Source organism: Pseudofrankia asymbiotica (assembly GCF_001983105.1).
Lineage (GTDB): Bacteria > Actinomycetota > Actinomycetes > Frankiales > Frankiaceae > Pseudofrankia > Pseudofrankia asymbiotica.
Genome location: NZ_MOMC01000006.1, coordinates 40,930 through 57,097 on the forward strand (window position 1 = coordinate 40,930; position 16,168 = coordinate 57,097).

The 16,168-nt window shown below is 74.5% G+C and carries 11 protein-coding genes; 9 read left to right on the top strand and 2 right to left on the bottom strand.

The genetic code is table 11. The annotated features are described in order from the left end of the window. Positions 1-186: 186 nt before the first annotated feature. Together BL253_RS02365 and BL253_RS02370 are read left to right on the top strand one after the other, a co-directional pair. The gene (locus BL253_RS02365; protein WP_076813188.1) at positions 187-627 is read left to right on the top strand and encodes an NUDIX domain-containing protein; all 441 of its coding nucleotides are present in this window, start codon (positions 187-189) and stop codon (positions 625-627) included. A 31-nt stretch (positions 628-658) separates the two neighbouring features. Continuing rightward, the gene (locus BL253_RS02370; RefSeq protein ID WP_076813190.1) at positions 659-1,687 is read left to right on the top strand and encodes a tellurite resistance TerB family protein; all 1,029 of its coding nucleotides are present in this window, start codon (positions 659-661) and stop codon (positions 1,685-1,687) included. A 34-nt stretch (positions 1,688-1,721) separates the two neighbouring features. Here BL253_RS02370 and BL253_RS02375 read toward each other — a convergent pair whose 3' ends face one another. Continuing rightward, positions 1,722-2,780, bottom strand: a complete 1,059-nt coding sequence (locus tag BL253_RS02375; RefSeq protein WP_076813192.1) for an LLM class F420-dependent oxidoreductase — start codon at positions 2,778-2,780, stop codon at positions 1,722-1,724. A gap of 433 nt (positions 2,781-3,213) precedes the next feature. Between BL253_RS02375 and BL253_RS02380 the strand changes: the two genes are divergently transcribed. The 6 genes from BL253_RS02380 to BL253_RS02405 all read left to right on the top strand — a co-directional run bounded on the left by BL253_RS02380 (position 3,214) and on the right by BL253_RS02405 (position 14,257). Then, complete coding sequence (locus BL253_RS02380; RefSeq protein ID WP_241834444.1) at positions 3,214-3,759, top strand: DUF4232 domain-containing protein; 546 nt, start codon at positions 3,214-3,216, stop codon at positions 3,757-3,759. 250 nt (positions 3,760-4,009) lie between these two features. Continuing rightward, positions 4,010-5,242, top strand: coding sequence for a toxic anion resistance protein (locus tag BL253_RS02385; protein WP_076813195.1), 1,233 nt, complete (start codon positions 4,010-4,012; stop codon positions 5,240-5,242). 122 nt (positions 5,243-5,364) lie between these two features. Continuing rightward, complete coding sequence (locus BL253_RS02390; RefSeq protein ID WP_076813197.1) at positions 5,365-5,895, top strand: hypothetical protein; 531 nt, start codon at positions 5,365-5,367, stop codon at positions 5,893-5,895. Between the two features lie 198 nt (positions 5,896-6,093). Continuing rightward, positions 6,094-8,082, top strand: a complete 1,989-nt coding sequence (locus BL253_RS02395) for a TerD family protein (RefSeq protein ID WP_076813198.1) — start codon at positions 6,094-6,096, stop codon at positions 8,080-8,082. Positions 8,083-8,375: 293 nt separating this feature from the next. Beyond that, positions 8,376-12,383: a GTPase gene (locus BL253_RS02400; RefSeq protein ID WP_076813200.1), complete on the top strand. Its 4,008-nt coding sequence runs from the start codon at positions 8,376-8,378 to the stop codon at positions 12,381-12,383. 125 nt (positions 12,384-12,508) lie between these two features. After that, positions 12,509-14,257, top strand: coding sequence for a GTPase domain-containing protein (locus BL253_RS02405; RefSeq protein WP_076813201.1), 1,749 nt, complete (start codon positions 12,509-12,511; stop codon positions 14,255-14,257). 33 nt (positions 14,258-14,290) lie between these two features. Here BL253_RS02405 and BL253_RS02410 read toward each other — a convergent pair whose 3' ends face one another. Further along, positions 14,291-14,908, bottom strand: a complete 618-nt coding sequence (locus BL253_RS02410) for a nitroreductase family protein (RefSeq protein ID WP_420801613.1) — start codon at positions 14,906-14,908, stop codon at positions 14,291-14,293. Positions 14,909-15,120: 212 nt separating this feature from the next. On the opposite strand from BL253_RS02410, the gene BL253_RS02415 reads away from it, so the two are divergent. Next, positions 15,121-16,029, top strand: coding sequence for an alpha/beta fold hydrolase (locus tag BL253_RS02415; protein ID WP_076813203.1), 909 nt, complete (start codon positions 15,121-15,123; stop codon positions 16,027-16,029). The last annotated feature ends 139 nt before the right edge of the window (positions 16,030-16,168 follow it).

Sequence of the window (16,168 nt, forward strand, 5' to 3'; positions counted from 1 at the left end):
CCACACCGGTTGTCCCCGCTTGCCTGCCCGGCCTTGCGACCGGTGACAATATGGTCGTCCTCGGAGCTTTCGGCGCCTAGCATGGGCACGCACGGTGCATCGACGGCTTGTTCTCGTGACTGCTCGCCCGCCACCGTCCCCTGTCGTGGCCTCGTCGTTGTCGCCCCTCATCGTCACGGAGTGCGGATGGCCCTCGCCCGGTCCGAGATCGACGCCCGGCTGCTCGTCCTGTACGAGAACCGGGTCCTGCTGGCCAGTCATCGTGGGCAGCCCTGGTACTTCCTGCCCGGCGGGCGGGTGCGGCCCGGGGAGACCATCGAGGACGCGCTGCGCCGCGAGATCGACAGCCAGGCCGACCTGGACGTCGGCGCGCTCGACTTCGTCGGCTGCATCGAGCAGGCCTACACCGAGGACAGCCTCGCCATCCACGCGCTGACCACGGTGTTCACCGCGCCGCTACCGTGGGCCGCCCAGATCATCAGCAACGACCCGGGCGTGCACCTGGCCTCCATCGCGATCGAGGACCTCGCCGACCTGGAACTACGGCCGGCCCCTCTCAAGGACATGATCCAGCGTTGGGCCGCGGGACGTCCGCCGCTCTGGCGCACCACCCTGCCCGCCGTCTGACCGGCGCCCGCGACGACCGAAGGGATCTGGAATGGCCGTGCTTCCCGCCATCCGGCTCGACGCGCGGATGGTCGCGCGGACAGCTGGCCGGGTGCTGCTGACCCGGGAACCGGGCCAGCTCTGGCACGCGCTGCCGGGCGGCCCGGTGGACCCCGACGAGGGCACCCAGCGCTCGCTCGCGCGGCACCTCGGCGAGCTCGCCGGCCCCCTCACCGGCGCGCGGGCGCGCGACGACGGCCAGACCGCCGCGGCCGGAGCCTCGCCGGGACCATCGACGGCCAGGCCACCGGCGCCGGCTCGGATCTGGCGATTCGTCGGAGCCGTCGAGCACACCGGCGACGCGGGCGACGCCCGCGACGCGGATCCGGCCGACGAGTCCTGGGCCCGCGGGACACCCGGAGCGGAGCACGTCCTCACCCTGCTCTTCGCGGCCGACTGGCCGGAGGGCTTGGCGGTGCCCACGTCGTGGCGCGGCCGCGACGTCAGCGCCGTCCGGACCGACGACCTGGTGGTGACGAGGCTCGCCCCGCTGCCGGTCGCCTGGGCGACGCGTCGCTGGCTCGCCCAGGGCTATCCGGTGTGGCGGTCGCTCGCGCCCGGCGCGGCCCGCGCCGCCTGGTACGGCTCCCAGCCGCCGGTGGCGACGCTGCGCGGCCAGCTCGCCGCCCGCCGCGACCAGTTGCGGGGCCGGCGGTTCCGGGACGCGGCGGTGGCGATGTGCGCCCTGGTGGCCGCCGCCGACGGCCGGATCGACCCGGCCGAGCGCGACGGCCTGCGGGCCTTCCTCGCGACCGACCCGGTCATGGCGAACTTTCCCGCGGCCGAGCTGGAGCAGGCGTTCGACGCGCATGTGGCGGCGCTGGCGGCCGACGCCGACGCCGGCAGACGCGCGATCCTCGCCGACGTCGCCAGGGTCCGCGGGCGTCCCGCCGAAGCCACGGCGGTGCTGCGGCTCGGCGAGGTGATCGGCCGCATCGACGGCGCCTTCCCCCCGGTCGAGCAGGCCGTGCTCGCCGAGGCGGCCCGGGCGCTCGGCCTCGACCCCGCTCCGACCGTCTGATCAGTGGTCAGTGCCCCGGCGCGGCGGCGGCCGGTCAGGACACCCGGGCCGCCTCGGCCGCGAGGGCGGCCGGAGCGATCCTGGCACCGGGGAGGGCCTGGATGGCGGCGACGGTCTCCCGCGTCTGGTCGGGAGTGAAGGACGACGGCGGGGAAAGGGTGATCCGGGTGGCGAGGCCGCCGAACCGCTCGGCGACGCGCGCGGGCAGTTCGGCGGGCGCGGCGACGATGCCGAACGCGTCGACCATGTCGTCGTCGATGAGGGTGGCCATCTCCGCCCAGCGGTTCTGCTTCGACAGCGCCGTCAGCTCGGCGCCGAGGTCACCCCAGCCGTGCAGCTCGAGCACGCCGCGGTACGCCGGGGTCGAGCCGTAGAACGCTATCTGTGAACGCATCCGGGCGATGCCGGCGGTGATCTCCGCGTCGGTGCCGGTCGCGACGAAGCCGCCGACCACGATGTCGAAGCCGTCGAAGGTCGCCCCGGCGCGGCGGCGGCCCTCGGCGAGCGCGGGGATCGTGCGCTCCCGGATCCAGCGCGGGGTCGTGAACCAGTGGCAGAAGAATCCGTCCGCGACCTCGCCGGCCACCCGGGTCATCACGTCGCCGACGCCGGCGAGCAGGACCCGCGGCGGGCCGAACGGGTGCGGCGTGGGCACGAAGGCCGGCGGCATCAGCGTGTGCGCGTAGTACTCGCCCTCGAACGCGAGCGGCGTGCCGTCCGCCCAGCTCGACCAGGCCGCCCGCATGGCCAGCACGAACTCCCGCATCTGGGCGGCCGGGCGGCCCCACGGCATCGAGAACCGGCGGGTGATGTGCGCCTTGACCTGCGAGCCGAGACCCAGCGAGAACCGGCCCCCGGAGAACCGCTGCAGGTCGTTCGCCGTGTAGGCGAGCGACATGGGGGACCGGGACAACGCGACGGCGATCGACGTGCCCACCGTGACGCGACTGGTCGCCTGGGCCGCGAGGGCGAGCGGCAGGAACGGGTCCTGGCTGACCTCGCCCGTCCAGACGCCGTCGTAGCCGACCGCCTCGGCGTCGCCCGCCTGCCCCGCCGCGACCTCCAGCGCCCCGAGCGTGCCGTCGATCTTCACCCCGCCACCCCTCACAGACCCGGCTTGAGACCACCCGCCCGCCGGCCTGGGCGAGGGAGAGCCGACGCCTGGCGGCCGTGGCGAGCGCCGAGCCCCAGGTGGGGCGGGTGCCGCCGACGTCGCGTCTCCCCTTGCCGCCCCAAGAACGCCGTTCCGGCGGGATGGGGACACGATTCCACGTCCGGCGGACGCGGCGCCACCGACGGAACGGGGGTCGGCGCCGCCGAACTCACCCCGTGAAGGGGGATTGGCAATGTGTCTGCCGATGGATGGTCACTCTCCGTGTTCGGAGTGGAGTGGGCAGGGCAGAACCCTGGCGCAGGCGGACTCGGTCTACCGAGCCATCTGATCGGACGTGAACTCCGGGTCGCCGCGCCACTAGGCGCCGCGACCGTCGTGAAGGGGGATCGCCATGCGAAGGATCAGTCGGGCCGTGGTTGCCGCGGCCGTCTCGGCCAGCTTCGTCTCTGCCACGGCGGCCGGTGCGTCGGCCGCCGTGTCGCCAAGCCCTCGGCCCGCACCGCCCACGACCGGGTCCGCACCCTCGGCTCAGCGCTGGTTCCCGCCCTGCTGGTCGTCCCAGCTGCGTCCGGCCATCGTGGAAGGAGAGGGCGCCGCGGGCAGCACGTACATCACGTTCTCCTACACGAACATCGGGCGGCATAGCTGCGTGGTGAAGGGCTATCCGCATGTGTCGTTCGTCAACGCCAAGGGATGGCGGATCGGCGCGCCGGCGGCGTGGATGGCGGGCACCGTCAAGCCGGTGATRCTCGCCCCCGGTGGTAAGGCGAAGTTCGTCGTTCGCGAGGTCCACGCCGGAATCCAGAAGGGCTGTGACACCGCGAAGACCTACACGCCCGCGGCCGGCCTGAGGATCTTCGCGCCCAACGGCGGCCGGCCGCAGTTCGTGAAGCTGGCCGACAACGCCTGCATCAACCCGACGGTGCAGCAGCTCTCTGTCGGCCCGATCACCAAGTAACAAGATGACCTGACGGCGTGACCTGACGGCCGCGGCGCTGGGCCTGGGTGAGACACCGCGAAGGTGGCCGCCCAGGCCCGGCGTCATCCTCGGATCCGTCCGTACTGTCCTCAAGCCGACCGACTGTCCTTCAGCCGACCGTCGCGGGGCGACCGATCTGTTAGATAAGTCGGCGTAGCCTCGAGGAGGCTGGGTGCCCGGATCTCGGCCTACGCTGGGTGAGCGGGTTTGCGGTGCGGAGAGGACCGACATGTCGGATTCGCTGAACCTGGGTGCGCCCCTGGCGCCGCCCGCCGTCGTGACCACGAAGTCCACGGAGGCCGGCGCGCTCGTGCTCTCGCCCCCGGCGCCTGTCCCGGTCGTCCCGGACGACCAGGTCGACAGCATGGTGCCGATCGACGAGGCGACCAGAACCCAGCTGCGCCAGCGGGCCGCCGCCTTCGCCGATGACCTCGCCGCGCAGGACCCGCGCAGCCCCGTCTTCCAGGAGAAGATCAACGACATCGCCCGCATGGGTGAGCGGGAGATCGTCGCGAGCGCTCGGGTGTCCAACCGGATGCTGGACCGCCCGGCGGCGGCGATGCGCGCGAGCCGCGGCCGGGGTGGCCCGGCGGCCGATGCCCAGACGAGGGTGGCCGGCACGCTCGTCGAGCTGCGCCGCACCGTCACCGACCTGGACCCTGGCCGGGCCGACCTGAAGGGCGCCCGCAAGATTCTCGGCGTCGTGCCGTTCGGCAACAAGATCGCCAGCTATTTCCAGCGGTACCAGTCGGCGCAGAAGCAGCTCGACGCCATCATCACCTCTCTGGGTTCCGGCCAGGACGAGCTACGCAAGGACAACGCCGCGATCGAGCAGGAGAAGGCCAACCTGTGGGCGGCGATGGGCAAGCTCACCGAGTACGCCACCCTCGCGAAGGCGCTGGACGGCGCGGTCTCGGCCAAGGTCGAGCAGCTGCGGTACACCGACCCCGCCGCGGCCGACGCGTTCACGTCGGACGCGCTGTTCCCCATCCGCCAGCGCCAGCAGGACCTGCTCACCCAGCTCGCCGTCAGTGTCCAGGGCTACCTCGCGCTCGACCTGGTGCGCAAGAACAACATCGAGCTCATCAAGGGTGTCGACCGGGCMCAGACGACCACCGTGGCGGCGCTGCGGACGGCGGTGATCGTCGCGCAGGCGCTGGCGAACCAGCAGCTGGTGCTCGACCAGATCAACGCGCTGAACACGACGACGAACAACATGATCGTGCAGACCAGCGAGCTGCTGCGCCAGCAGTCGGGGCAGATCCAGGCGCAGGCGTCGTCGTCCATGGTCAGCGTCGAGGCACTGCAGACCGCGTTCGACAACATCTTCGCGACGATGGACGAGATCGACTCCTACCGCTCCAAGGCGGTCGAGAGCATGGCGACGACGGTCGCGGCGCTGGAGACCCAGGTAGGACGGTCGAAGACGTACCTGGAGCGCGCCCGCGCGAACGAGCGCTGATCAGTCCTGGCCGATCCGCGTCGGCGGGCGCAAACCGGGCATGACCACGAGGCCGGCGCCGGCACGCGGTGCACGCGGGTCGTTCGTCGCCGTGGTAGCGAGGGGTAGCGACAGGAGGAGCGTTGTTCCGCCGACGCCGTGCTGACGACGCCGCCGGGGACGCCGACCCGGAGGCCAGGCGGGTCGCCGGCGCGGATGGCCCGGAGCAGGACGAGGCTGGGATCACCGGCCAGGTGGGGCAGCTGTGGCGGGAGCTCGCCACGACCGTCCGGCAGGCGAACGCGGACGGCGGACGGCTGCCGCCGGGGGTGGTGCCGATCGTGCGTGACCTCGACGACGCGCTTCGGCCGCTGCTGGAATACCTGCGGGTCCGGCCGCCCAACGGTGAGGAGCTGCGGAGTCTCACGGCGATCATCTCCGAGTACCTGCCCCAGGCGCTCAGGGACTACCTGGCGCTGCCGCCGCGGTACGCCGAACGTCCCGGCGTCACCGGCACGTCCCCGGCCGACGACCTGATCCGCCAGCTGGTCCTGCTCGACGAGGGCGTGAGCGAGCTGCAGGATCTCGTCTACAGCGGGGACGCCGCGAAGCTCGCGATCCAGGCTCGCTTCCTGGACACGAAGTTCCGCCGATCCGACCTCGACCTGGAATGACCGGCCTGGAATGACCCGAGTTGGAGTGACACGACCTGGACCGACTGGCACGATCGGGCCCACGCGAACCAGCCGTGCGGAACCGGCCTGACCTGGGCCAGCACCCACCTGACCTGACTGGGACGTTGACGACCGCCTCATGACCATCACCGGCACCACCGCCGCCGTGGCCACCGCCAGTGGCCCGATCCGCGCCGCATGAGCGTCACCCTGCCCAAGGGCGGCAACGTGCTGCTATCCGCCGTGGCACCTGGCATCGAGCGGCTCCGCGTCGCGCTCGGTTGGGACGTCCCGCCGGCCGGCCCCGCCGCCGGCGCCGCTGGCTTCGCGGCCACTCCCGAGCTGGACGGCCTTGTCAGCGTCGCGAGCGTTGGCCGTGGGGGGTCCGGCGAGTCCGCGACGTCCACCGAGGTGCTTCTCGCTCACCAGGTGCCGAACCCGACCGAAGGGCCAAGCACGCCGCCCGCGCCGCCGCGCACCGGCGCCCGCGACGTCGAGACGATCGTCGTCACGTTGGCCGCCATCCCGGCCGAGGTGGGCCGGCTGCAGATCGGCGCGGTCATCGTCGACGCGGCCAGCCGCGCACAGGCCTTCGGATCGGTGCGCGGCGCGTACATCCGCGTGCTCAACGACGCGGACGGCGTCGAGCTCGCCCGGTACGACGCACGAGCGGAGACCGGGCACGAGACCGCTCTCGTCTTCGGTGAGCTCTACCGCCACCCGGCGGGCTGGAAGTTCCGAGCCGTCGGCCAGGGCTACGCCCAGGGCCTCGCCGGGTTCAGCGACGGGGGCGGGCGCGACCCGGTACCGGCCCGCCCCGCCGACGTCGCCGGTTTCCTCACGCGCACGTCGCCCACCCGGTCGCGGCGCAAGGTCGCCGACCACCTGCACCCGCCGCACGCCGCGGCGGGGGTGGCACGCCCGGGGGCTTCACCGCCGCCCGCGGGCGGCCGGCCCGCGGCGCCCGCCCGCCCGGCACAGCGGAGCCCGGCGCCGTCCCGGCCGCCGGTCACACCACGATCGCCCGCGGCTCCCACCCGCCCGGCGCCCCCAAGTCCGGCCACGCCGCCAAGGCCGCCGGCCACGCCGCCAAGGCCGCCGGCCACGCCGCCAAGGCCGTCGGCCGCGCCGCCAAGGCCGGCGCCTTCCGCGCCGCCTGCGCCGCCGACGCACCCCGCCCCATCCGCGCCCGCCGGACCCGCGGCGCGTTCACCGCTGGACCTGAGCGGTGACTCCCACGAGCCGCCGCCGCGCCCGCCGGCGCCGCCACCGTCCACGCCGACGCCGGCACGGTCGAGCGCGGCACGCTCTCCTCTGGACCTGGGCGACCACGACGGCCCGCCCGCCGCTCCCGCCGCTTCGCGGGCGGGACGCTCGCCGCTCGACCTCGATGCCGACGAGCGACCCGGCGCCGCGCGGTCCCTCTCGGCGCCGCCGGTCGGCGCGTCACCCGGGGCTGTGGCCCCCAGCGCCGCGTCTCCCTCAGCGCCCGCCCGGCACCCGGCCGGGGCGGTCGATGGCCCCGGCCGCGCGCCGGCGGACCCGGGACTCTTCGGCGAGCGGTCGTCGCGATACCGGCAGCGCCTGGAACACGTCACGGAGCTGGGGGATGACCACCCGGCCACCGCCTGGACCGCCGAGAAGCGCGGCTCCGGCTCGGCGACGATCACGCTGACGTGGGCCCCGCTGACGACCAGGACCGGGCTGCCACGGCCGAGTGACCTGCATCTCGGCTGCCTGTGGCAGGCGCTCGACGGTTCGGCGGGCGTCCTGCAGACGCTCGGCGGCGCGACGAGCGCCCCCGGCCGCGGCGCGGGCCGGCAGGTGCTGGCGCTCGCTCCCCGCGACGAGCACGAGGGACAGAAGATCTTCGTCGACCTGCGGGCGCTGGAGACGTTCAAGCGCTTCTTCGTCTTCGCCTATGGCCTGCGCAGCGCCCCTGAATGGAAGCTGCTGCGCGGGGAGCTCACGGTCGGCGCGCGCACGGGCGAGCATCTCGAGATCCCGCTCGGGGACGCCCCGCCGACCGCGCGGACCTGCGTCATCGCCTCGTTCCACGTGGCGCAGGACGACCTGGTCATCCGCCGCGAGAACGCGTTCTTCGACGGCACCCAGGCCGAGGCCGCGGCCCACTACGGCTGGACGCTTCCCTGGAACCCCGATGGCATGACCATCCGCGACCGTTAGCGGCGCCGCCACCGGGTTGGCGCCGGTCAGGCGGATCGCGGGTCATTGACCGTTACGCGGGTGCTCCTTACCGTCGTTGCAGGCTGGCCATGACGTTGACGTCCCGATTCGAGGGCACCTTGTTCGACGAAGTCCCACCAGGATCGCGCGTGGGCGGGCGGGTGGCCCGGCCGGCCGGGCCACCGCGCGGCGGCGGTCGGAGCCGCCGGCGGCCGTGGTGGTCGCCCAGGGGGAGCGTCCCCGCCCCCGGTGCCGTCGGCGTTCGACGCCCGCGGGTCGCCGGGCGGTAGCCGGTGGCGATCTCACGGGGCGACACTCTCGGCGCCGCCGCGCGCCGCGCCGCGGACAGGTCCGAGAAGACACGACGGCGGCTCGCCGAGATCGTGGCCGGGCTCGCGGCCGAGCTACGGCCGAGCCCGAGGGACCGCGTCGAGCCGGTACACCTGGCCAGCCCCGCCCGCCTGGTCGACCCGCGTTCGCGTGAGATCGCGGGCGTCTTCGAGGCGACGTGCGCACGGCTCGCCGGCGAGTTCGACGCGCTCGCGAACGGGCCGCTCGCGCGCCTGGGCCCTGTCACGATCGCGCTGTTCGGCCGGACCGGCGCGGGCAAGAGCACCCTGGTGGAGGCGATCGGCCGCGGCGACGGCTCCACCATCTCGCCCCTCGCGGTGCTGGACCACACCCGGGAGATCAACGAGGTTCCATGGGGAGACCTGCTGCTGGTCGACACCCCCGGGTTCGGGGGTGAGTCCTGGGCCCAGCTGGTCGAGGAGGCCCGCGCCGGTGTCGAACGGGCCGACCTCGTGCTGCTCTGTTTCGACTCGCTCAACCAGCTCGCTCCGGAGTTCGCCACCGTCGCGGAGTGGATCGCGGCCTACGGCCGGCCGGCGGTGGCGGTCCTCAACAGCCGCAATCGCCGGTGGCGGGATCCCGACAAGGTCACCACCCTCCGGAAGCGGGCGGGCCTCTCGAACTCGCTGCGCGGTCACGCCAGCCACATCGAGGACGAGTTCGCCGCCATCGGCCTGGCGGGCATCCCGATCGTCGCCGTCAGCTCGGTGCGGGCGGCGCATGCCCGCTGCGACCCCTACCGGGCGCAGGACATCGAGAGCAGGGACGCCGCCCTCGCCCTGGCCGGCCGCGAGACCCTGCTCGACTGGTCCAACCTGCCCGCCCTCGAGGCCCTCCTGGCCGAGGCGCTGGGGGACGACAACGCGGTCCACCTCCGCCTGGGCAGGCTGATCAACAGGGTACGCGGCGAGCTGGCGGAGGCGGACAGGGTGCTCGCCGAGCAGGTGGAGACGCCGGCGCTCCTGCTGGCGGAGCAGATCGAGGCCGGCATCTCCAGGTCGATCCGGACCACCGGCCGACTGGCCGACGGCGCGGCGCCGGCCGGGACCGCGGGCCATGCGGCGGCACGCGCCCTCGCCGAGCTGGAAGGCCTGCGGGGCGAGCGGTTCACCGAGCCCGAGATCTCGCCGGGACAGCACGTCGCCAACGTGGCGACGGGCCGGCTGCGGCCGGCGCGGATGGCGGCGCGGGCCCGGGCCGCGGACCTCGTCGAGCGGGCCTGGCGAGACAGCCGCGTGGTCAGCGAGGACGAGTTCGAGCGTTACGTCTACCAGGACGGCGAGGCCAGGGACACGGCCCAGGCCGTCGTGGACGCCGTCGTCGTCCGGTACGCCGAGACCCTGGGTGCTGTGCGCGCCGACACCGTGGCCGACCTGCGCGGCGTCGTCCGCCGCGGGGTCGCGGACGGGCAGACCGGGCGTCTCCTGCGACTCGCCGGCACGGCGGGCGGGGTCGTCGCCTCGCTCGGCGGTGTCGGGCTGGGCGCCGCGATCGCGAGCGCCGCGGCCGGCGGTGGCGCGGCCGCGGCCGGCGTCGGCGCGGGCCTGGCGATCGGAGCGATCACGATCACCCCGGTGGGGCTGGCGGTGATCGGGATCGGCCTCGCGATCCTGGGGCTGGCCGGCAAACTGGCCCTCGACCGGGGCCAGCGGGCGCGGGACGACGGGCATGCCCGCGCGTTGGCGGACGCGCGCGCCGCGGTCAGCGAGACCTTCGACCGGGTCGAGAGCGCGGTCGCCGACGCGTGCGAACGGGCACGCGTCGCGGCGTTCGTCGAGTACGTGCTGCCCGAGGTCGACGTGGCGATCACTCTGCGGCGCGTCGCGCGGGCCGCGGCGAACCGCCGCGCGGTCCTGAGATCCCAGCACGGACGGGTCGAGACGGCGCGGGAACCCGTCGCGGTGCTGCGGGAGGCGGTGGCGGCGTGCGAACGCCGGTCGCCGTATGGCGAGGCGGCACCCCGGATGCTGTGGCTCGGCGAGTCCTGGGTTCACGACCCTCGTGGGCTAGCCGACGCCGACGCCGACGCCGACGCCAGGGCCGGGGCCGGGGCCGATGCCGGGGCGCCGGGCCGGCCGGTGACCGGCTCCGCGGCGGACCGCGCGGATGGCGCGGCAGCCGCGCCGGGCCGGAGCGGGCCTGGCCGGCCGCGCCCCGCCCTGCCCGAGCCACCCCGCGAGCTGACACCACGCCCGCGCGCCGGCGACCGCTGGCTCCGGGCGGTCATGCGCTCCCTGGAGGTGGCCGACGTCGACGCGGCGGGTCTCGCGGACCTGCGGGGGCTCGCCGCGGACCGCCGGCCCCGGGTGGCCGTCGTCGGCGACTACAGCAGTGGCAAGTCGGCGCTCATCAGGCGCCTGCTGACGGACGACGGCGACGGCGGGGACGGCGACGAGGGCGGCGGGGACGGCGACGGCGGGGGCGGCCGCTTGGCGACGGCCGGGCCGGCCAGCGGCGCACGCGTCACGACCAGCGGGGTCACGGCCTACGAGTGGCGCGGCCTGCTCCTCGTGGACACGCCGGGCCTGTCCAGCGGCGCGCGGGCAGTGGACGGCGTCGAGCACGACGCGCTCGCGCGGGCGGCCCTCGAGGAGGCCGCGCTGGTCCTCCATCTGGTCACGCCCGCCCTGTCGGCCGCGAGCGACGACGGGCTCGGGCGGGCCGTCGCCCCGGATCCGGTCGGCGGCTCGGACCGGCTGGAACGGACGATCTTCGTGCTCACGCGGATCGACGAGCTGTCCGACCCGGTGCTCGCGCCGCGGGAGTTCCGTCGCGCCGTCGCGAGCAAGCGCGCGGAGCTCACCGACCTGCTCGATCGGCTGGCGCGGCGCGCGGGGACGGACGGCGCCGTCGCGGCCGGCGCTGTCCTCGCCGTGGCGGCGGACCCGGACGAGGCGGCGGGTCCTGGGCTGGGCACGGGCGGCGGCGCCCACGCTGGCTGGGACGGAGTGGCCGAGCTCGTCGCCGCGCTGGACCAGCGCATGCCCGGCCTCCTGGCGAACGGCGCGGACGTCGGCGTGCTGCGGGCGGGGATCAGCCGCCTTTGCCGGCTCGCCGCCGACCACGACCGGCACGCGGCGGCCCTGGCTCTCGACGCGGACCGGCTCGGCCAGCGGGCGCTCCGCGTCGAGGACGCGATCGTCACCGGCGAGGCGCTCGGCCGGGAACGCCGCGCCACGCTCGACACCCTGGTACGTGACCATGTCGCGTGGCTGGTGCACGGCGTCCGCGCCACGCGGGACACCGCCGGGCGCGACGCGTTCGCGGCCAGGCTCGCGTCGCTCGGCGACGACCCGGAGCTCCAGGAGCGCGTCGCCGAATGGCGATCCCAGACCCGGCGGTCCATCGCCGCCTGGCGGCTGGTGGCCACGGGAGACACGGCCGGCCTCACGCGGGAGCCTGGCATCCCGTCGGCGCTCGGCCTGGACGTCGATCTCGGCAGGCTGCGGCGGCGCCGGCGCGACTACGCGGCGACGCTCGGGAGGATCGGCGGGCCGCTGGCGAAGCCACTGGCGAAGGTGCTCGCGAACCCGGCGCGTGTCGTCGGGAACGCCGAGCGAGTGGGTGGCCCAGCCGGGACCGCGAGGATGGTCGCGCGGTTCGGCGGCGGTCTCCAGATCGCGATCGGCGCGGCCGAGCTCACGCTGCTGATGTGGGACCGGCGGGAGACCGCGAGGTCGGAGCGTGCACGCGCCGAGGAGCTGCGGCTCGTCGAGGACCGGCTGACCGAGGCGGTCGAACGGTTCGAGGCCTCGCTGGGGAGCCTGGCCCCGCTCGCCGACGACCTCGACGAGCTCGCGCGGCTGCTTCCCGCGATCGCCGGCGAACAACGGCGGGCCACCGACGAGGCCGACGCGCTTTCCGCCCGCGCCGCCCGCTGCCGCGACGCGATCGCCGACGCCCGGCGCCTCCTGGGCGTGACCCGCACGCCGCATGACCCCAGGCCATGAACGGCCAGGCCACCAGCGGTCTCAGGCCGCCAGCGGTCTCAGACCACGAACGGCTCAGACCACCAACGGCTCAGACCACGAACGGCTCAGACCACGAATGACGCGAGCGACGATCGGACCCGAGGATGACGACTGACACGGCCGGGCAATGGCTCGCGGAACTCCAGCATCGCGTCGCCCAGGTCCTGGGACGGGAACAGGTCGACGGCCTCGCCGCCGAGTGGTCGGCCTTCGACCGCTGTCCCGAGGTCCAGGTGACGGTCTACGGCCCGTACAGCGCGGGCAAGTCGAGCCTGCTCAAGCGCCTGCTGACCGATGACGGCACGCCGGTCCCGGACTGGGTCACGGTGGGCGCGGGGCGGTCGACCTTCGCCGTCGGCGGCGTCACGTCGGGGCAGCTGCGCTATCTCGACACTCCCGGGATCGCGAGCGGGCAGGAGGCGCACGACGCCCGCGCGGACAGCGCGCTGCTGCTGACCGACGCGGTGATGGTGGTGCTGGCCCCGAGCCTCATCACGTCCGACCGCGGCCAGATCCTGCGGGCTCTGGGCGCCGACCTTGACGCGGTCGCGCCCGTCTTCCCCCCGGGCTCGCGGCTCATGGTGGTCGCGAAGGCGGACACGGCCGCGGACCCGGCGGACGAGGACCGCTACCGGGCGTTCCAGCGGTCGAAGGCCGCGGAGCTTCGCAAGCTGATCGGCACCGCGATGGCGGCCGACGAGTACGCGGTGCACGTCGTCGCCGCCGACCCGTTCGAGGAGGTCGGCGAGGACGCCGATCCGGCACCGTCCGACTACGACGACGGCCGGCGATGGGACGGCATCGCCGGCCTGCGCACGGACCTGGCGGCTCTCGTTCCCCACCGCGCCGAGCTGCGCGCCGCGGCGCGGACCCGTTTCTGGCTCACCCACGGGATCCAGGCCCGCCGGCTTGCCACCGCCGAGCGCGCGTCACTGGCGGAGAGCCTCGAGGAGGCGGGCCGGCAGGGCGCGCGGGGTGACCGGTGGGAACGGGAGCTGCTCGATCTCGACCGGACCGCCCGCGAGGATCTCGGCGCGACCATCACCGAGAAGTCCAGGGACGCCGAGCGGCAGGTCGGCGCGGCGGAGGGCGACGAGCTGCGGGCGGAGCTGCGCAGGCGGGTGGAGGCGGCGGTCCAGACCTGGATGGACCGGCACACGACGGGGCTCGACCAGCTCAGCCGCGAGATCTCCGTCGAGCTCGCGGCCCAGGCGGACCGGCCCGCGGCCGAGGACCTGCGCCAGCTGCTGCGCGACCTGCTGCGCGGACTTCCCGCCGACGAGTCCGGCGCGAAGCAGAAGGCCGCGGCGAACGGGGTCGGCGTGGTCCTGCGGGAGAACGGTTTCGGCCTGGTCAAGAACATCGTCGAGATCAGGGTCGGCATGCCGCTGGCCCRGATTCGGGACGAGTTGAAGCGGTACGACACGTTCCGCGCCCGCCGGCGGGTGGTCACCTCGCCGTTCACGACGCCGGCCCAGGTCGAGAAGGCGAAGATCCTCGTGCGCCGGCTCGACCTGATCGAGTCCGCGATTCCCGTGGCGAACACGCTCACGACCGTGGTCACCGACCAGGTTCGCGGCTGGTGGGACGACCGCAGGGAGGAGAGCAGGGCGAAGACACGGCGCAAGGCGCTGGACCGCGTCTCGACCGAGATCACCGAAAGGCTGCTGACGGCGCCGCTCGACGAGGGCGGCACCGGCTGGAACGAGGCCGTCGAGACGCTCCGCTCCGCCATCGCGGCCGCGCGCCCGCCGGCGGTGGCTGTCCGGGCGATGACGTCGCGTCTCGCGGAGCTCGACGCGGCCGGCCCGGTCATGGACCGTCTGGTCCTTCGCCCGCCCAGCCGCTGGTAGGGGTGCGGCCGGGCGAGGACAGGCCGGCGCGGGTCAGCTCTCGGTGAGGAGGAAGGGGTTGTCCCAGGTGTCGAGGGCGGTGACCTTGCTCAGGGGCTTGCGGCGGACCGGGCCGTGGCGGCCCTCCGGCCAGCCGACGGCGACCAGGGAGGCGATCCGCMAGTCGTCCGGGATGCCGATGTAGGAGCGCAGCTTCTCCTCGCCGAAGGTGAACCAGGTGCTGGGAACGGTGCCGAGCCCGTGGGCGCGGGCGGCGAGCAGGAAGTTCTGCACCGCGGGGAAGATCGAGCCAGCCTCCAGGAACTCGTCGACGAAGCCCGTCAGCCGGTGGACGAACAGCACGTAGGCCGGCACGTTCTCGAAGTCGTCGACAAGGTGCAGCATCGTGCGGGTCAGGCGGGCCTGATGCGAGTTGTCGTCGTCGGCGGGGCGCGGCTCGTAGCCGTAGATGCTGGTGCACACCCAGTCCCAGCCGGCACGGAACGCCGGGCCCAGGATCGCCCGGGCCTCCGGCGAACGCAGGACGATGAAGCGCCAGCCCTGCGCGTTGGAGCCGCTCGGCGCCCAGGTGGCCGCCTGCAGGCACCGGGCCAGCACCTCGTCCGACACCGGGTCCGGCCGGAAGCGCCGCAGCGAACGCGCCGTCCGCATCGCCTCGAACAGATCTATCTGAGGCGTGTCGGACCCCTGCTCCACCTCGGCCACGGCGACCTCCTTTCGGCCCACCCAACCTCCCTAACTTCGACGTCAGGGTCAAATAGCGTGCCGATCATGGGAGACCGCTCGAGCCCGGCGCGGCCTCGCGGTCGCCGAGGTTGGCCACTTTGGTGGTTCGTCCCCTGGTGGGCTGATAGCAAGGCGGAATGCGGCTGACGACTGAGCGGGGCACGACCGTCGTCCTGCACGACCTCGGCGGGCTCGGTCCCGCCGCGGGGCCCGCGGTGCTGATCTGCCACGCGACGGGGTTCTGCGGCCGGATGTACGCGCCGCTCGCCCGCCTGCTCGGGACGCGGGCCCACGTATGGGCGCTCGACTTCCCGGCTCACGGTGAGACGCCCGCGCCGGCGGACGGGGCCTACGACTGGCGGGCCTGGACGGCGGAGGTCGCGGCGGCCGTCGCGGCGATCAGGGACCAGACGGCCGGGCCGGTGCACGCCGTGGGCCACTCGATGGGCGGGGCGGTCGCGCTGCAGGCCGCGGCCGACCGGCCGGGCTTGTTGGCGTCGGCCTACGTGTACGAGCCGGTGGTGACGCCGGAAGGGTTCCAGGTCATGGCGAACTCGCTGGCGGCCGGCGCCCGCCGACGCCGGGCCGTGTTCCCGTCCCGGGAGGCGGCGCTGTGGCGCTACGCCTCCCGGCCGCCGCTGGGTGAGCTCACCGCCGAGACGCTCGCGGCCTACGTCGAGCACGGCTTCGAGGACCTGCCCGACGGCACCGTGCGGCTGCGCTGCCTGCCCGAGAACGAGGCGCGCACGTTCGACGCGAGCGGCCGGATCACATTCGCGACGGTGGCGGGCGCCGACATCCCCGTGCTGGTCGCGGCGGGCGCCACCGAGCACGTCCGGCCGCCGGGCTCGTTCGGCCCTGGCCTCGCCGCCGCGCTGCCGCGGGCCACGCTGCGCGTCCACGACCACCTGGGACACTTCGGCCCGTTCCAGGCACCCACCGCGGTCGGCGCCGACATCCTGCGGCATCTCGCCGACCCGGTCTCCTCCCGGACCGATGCCGCCGCGTCCGGCGACCGCCCCTGGGCTCCCCAGCCTCGCGGGTAGGCCCCGCGAGGCCCGCGGAGCCGAGGAATCGGCCGACGGCCTGGACGGTCCTCTGACGGGTCCGCGACGCGGATCGTCGAGGCCTGCCCGCCGCACTGTCGCGACCTCCGTCGGAGGGCATTCGGTGGTCGAAGGCTCG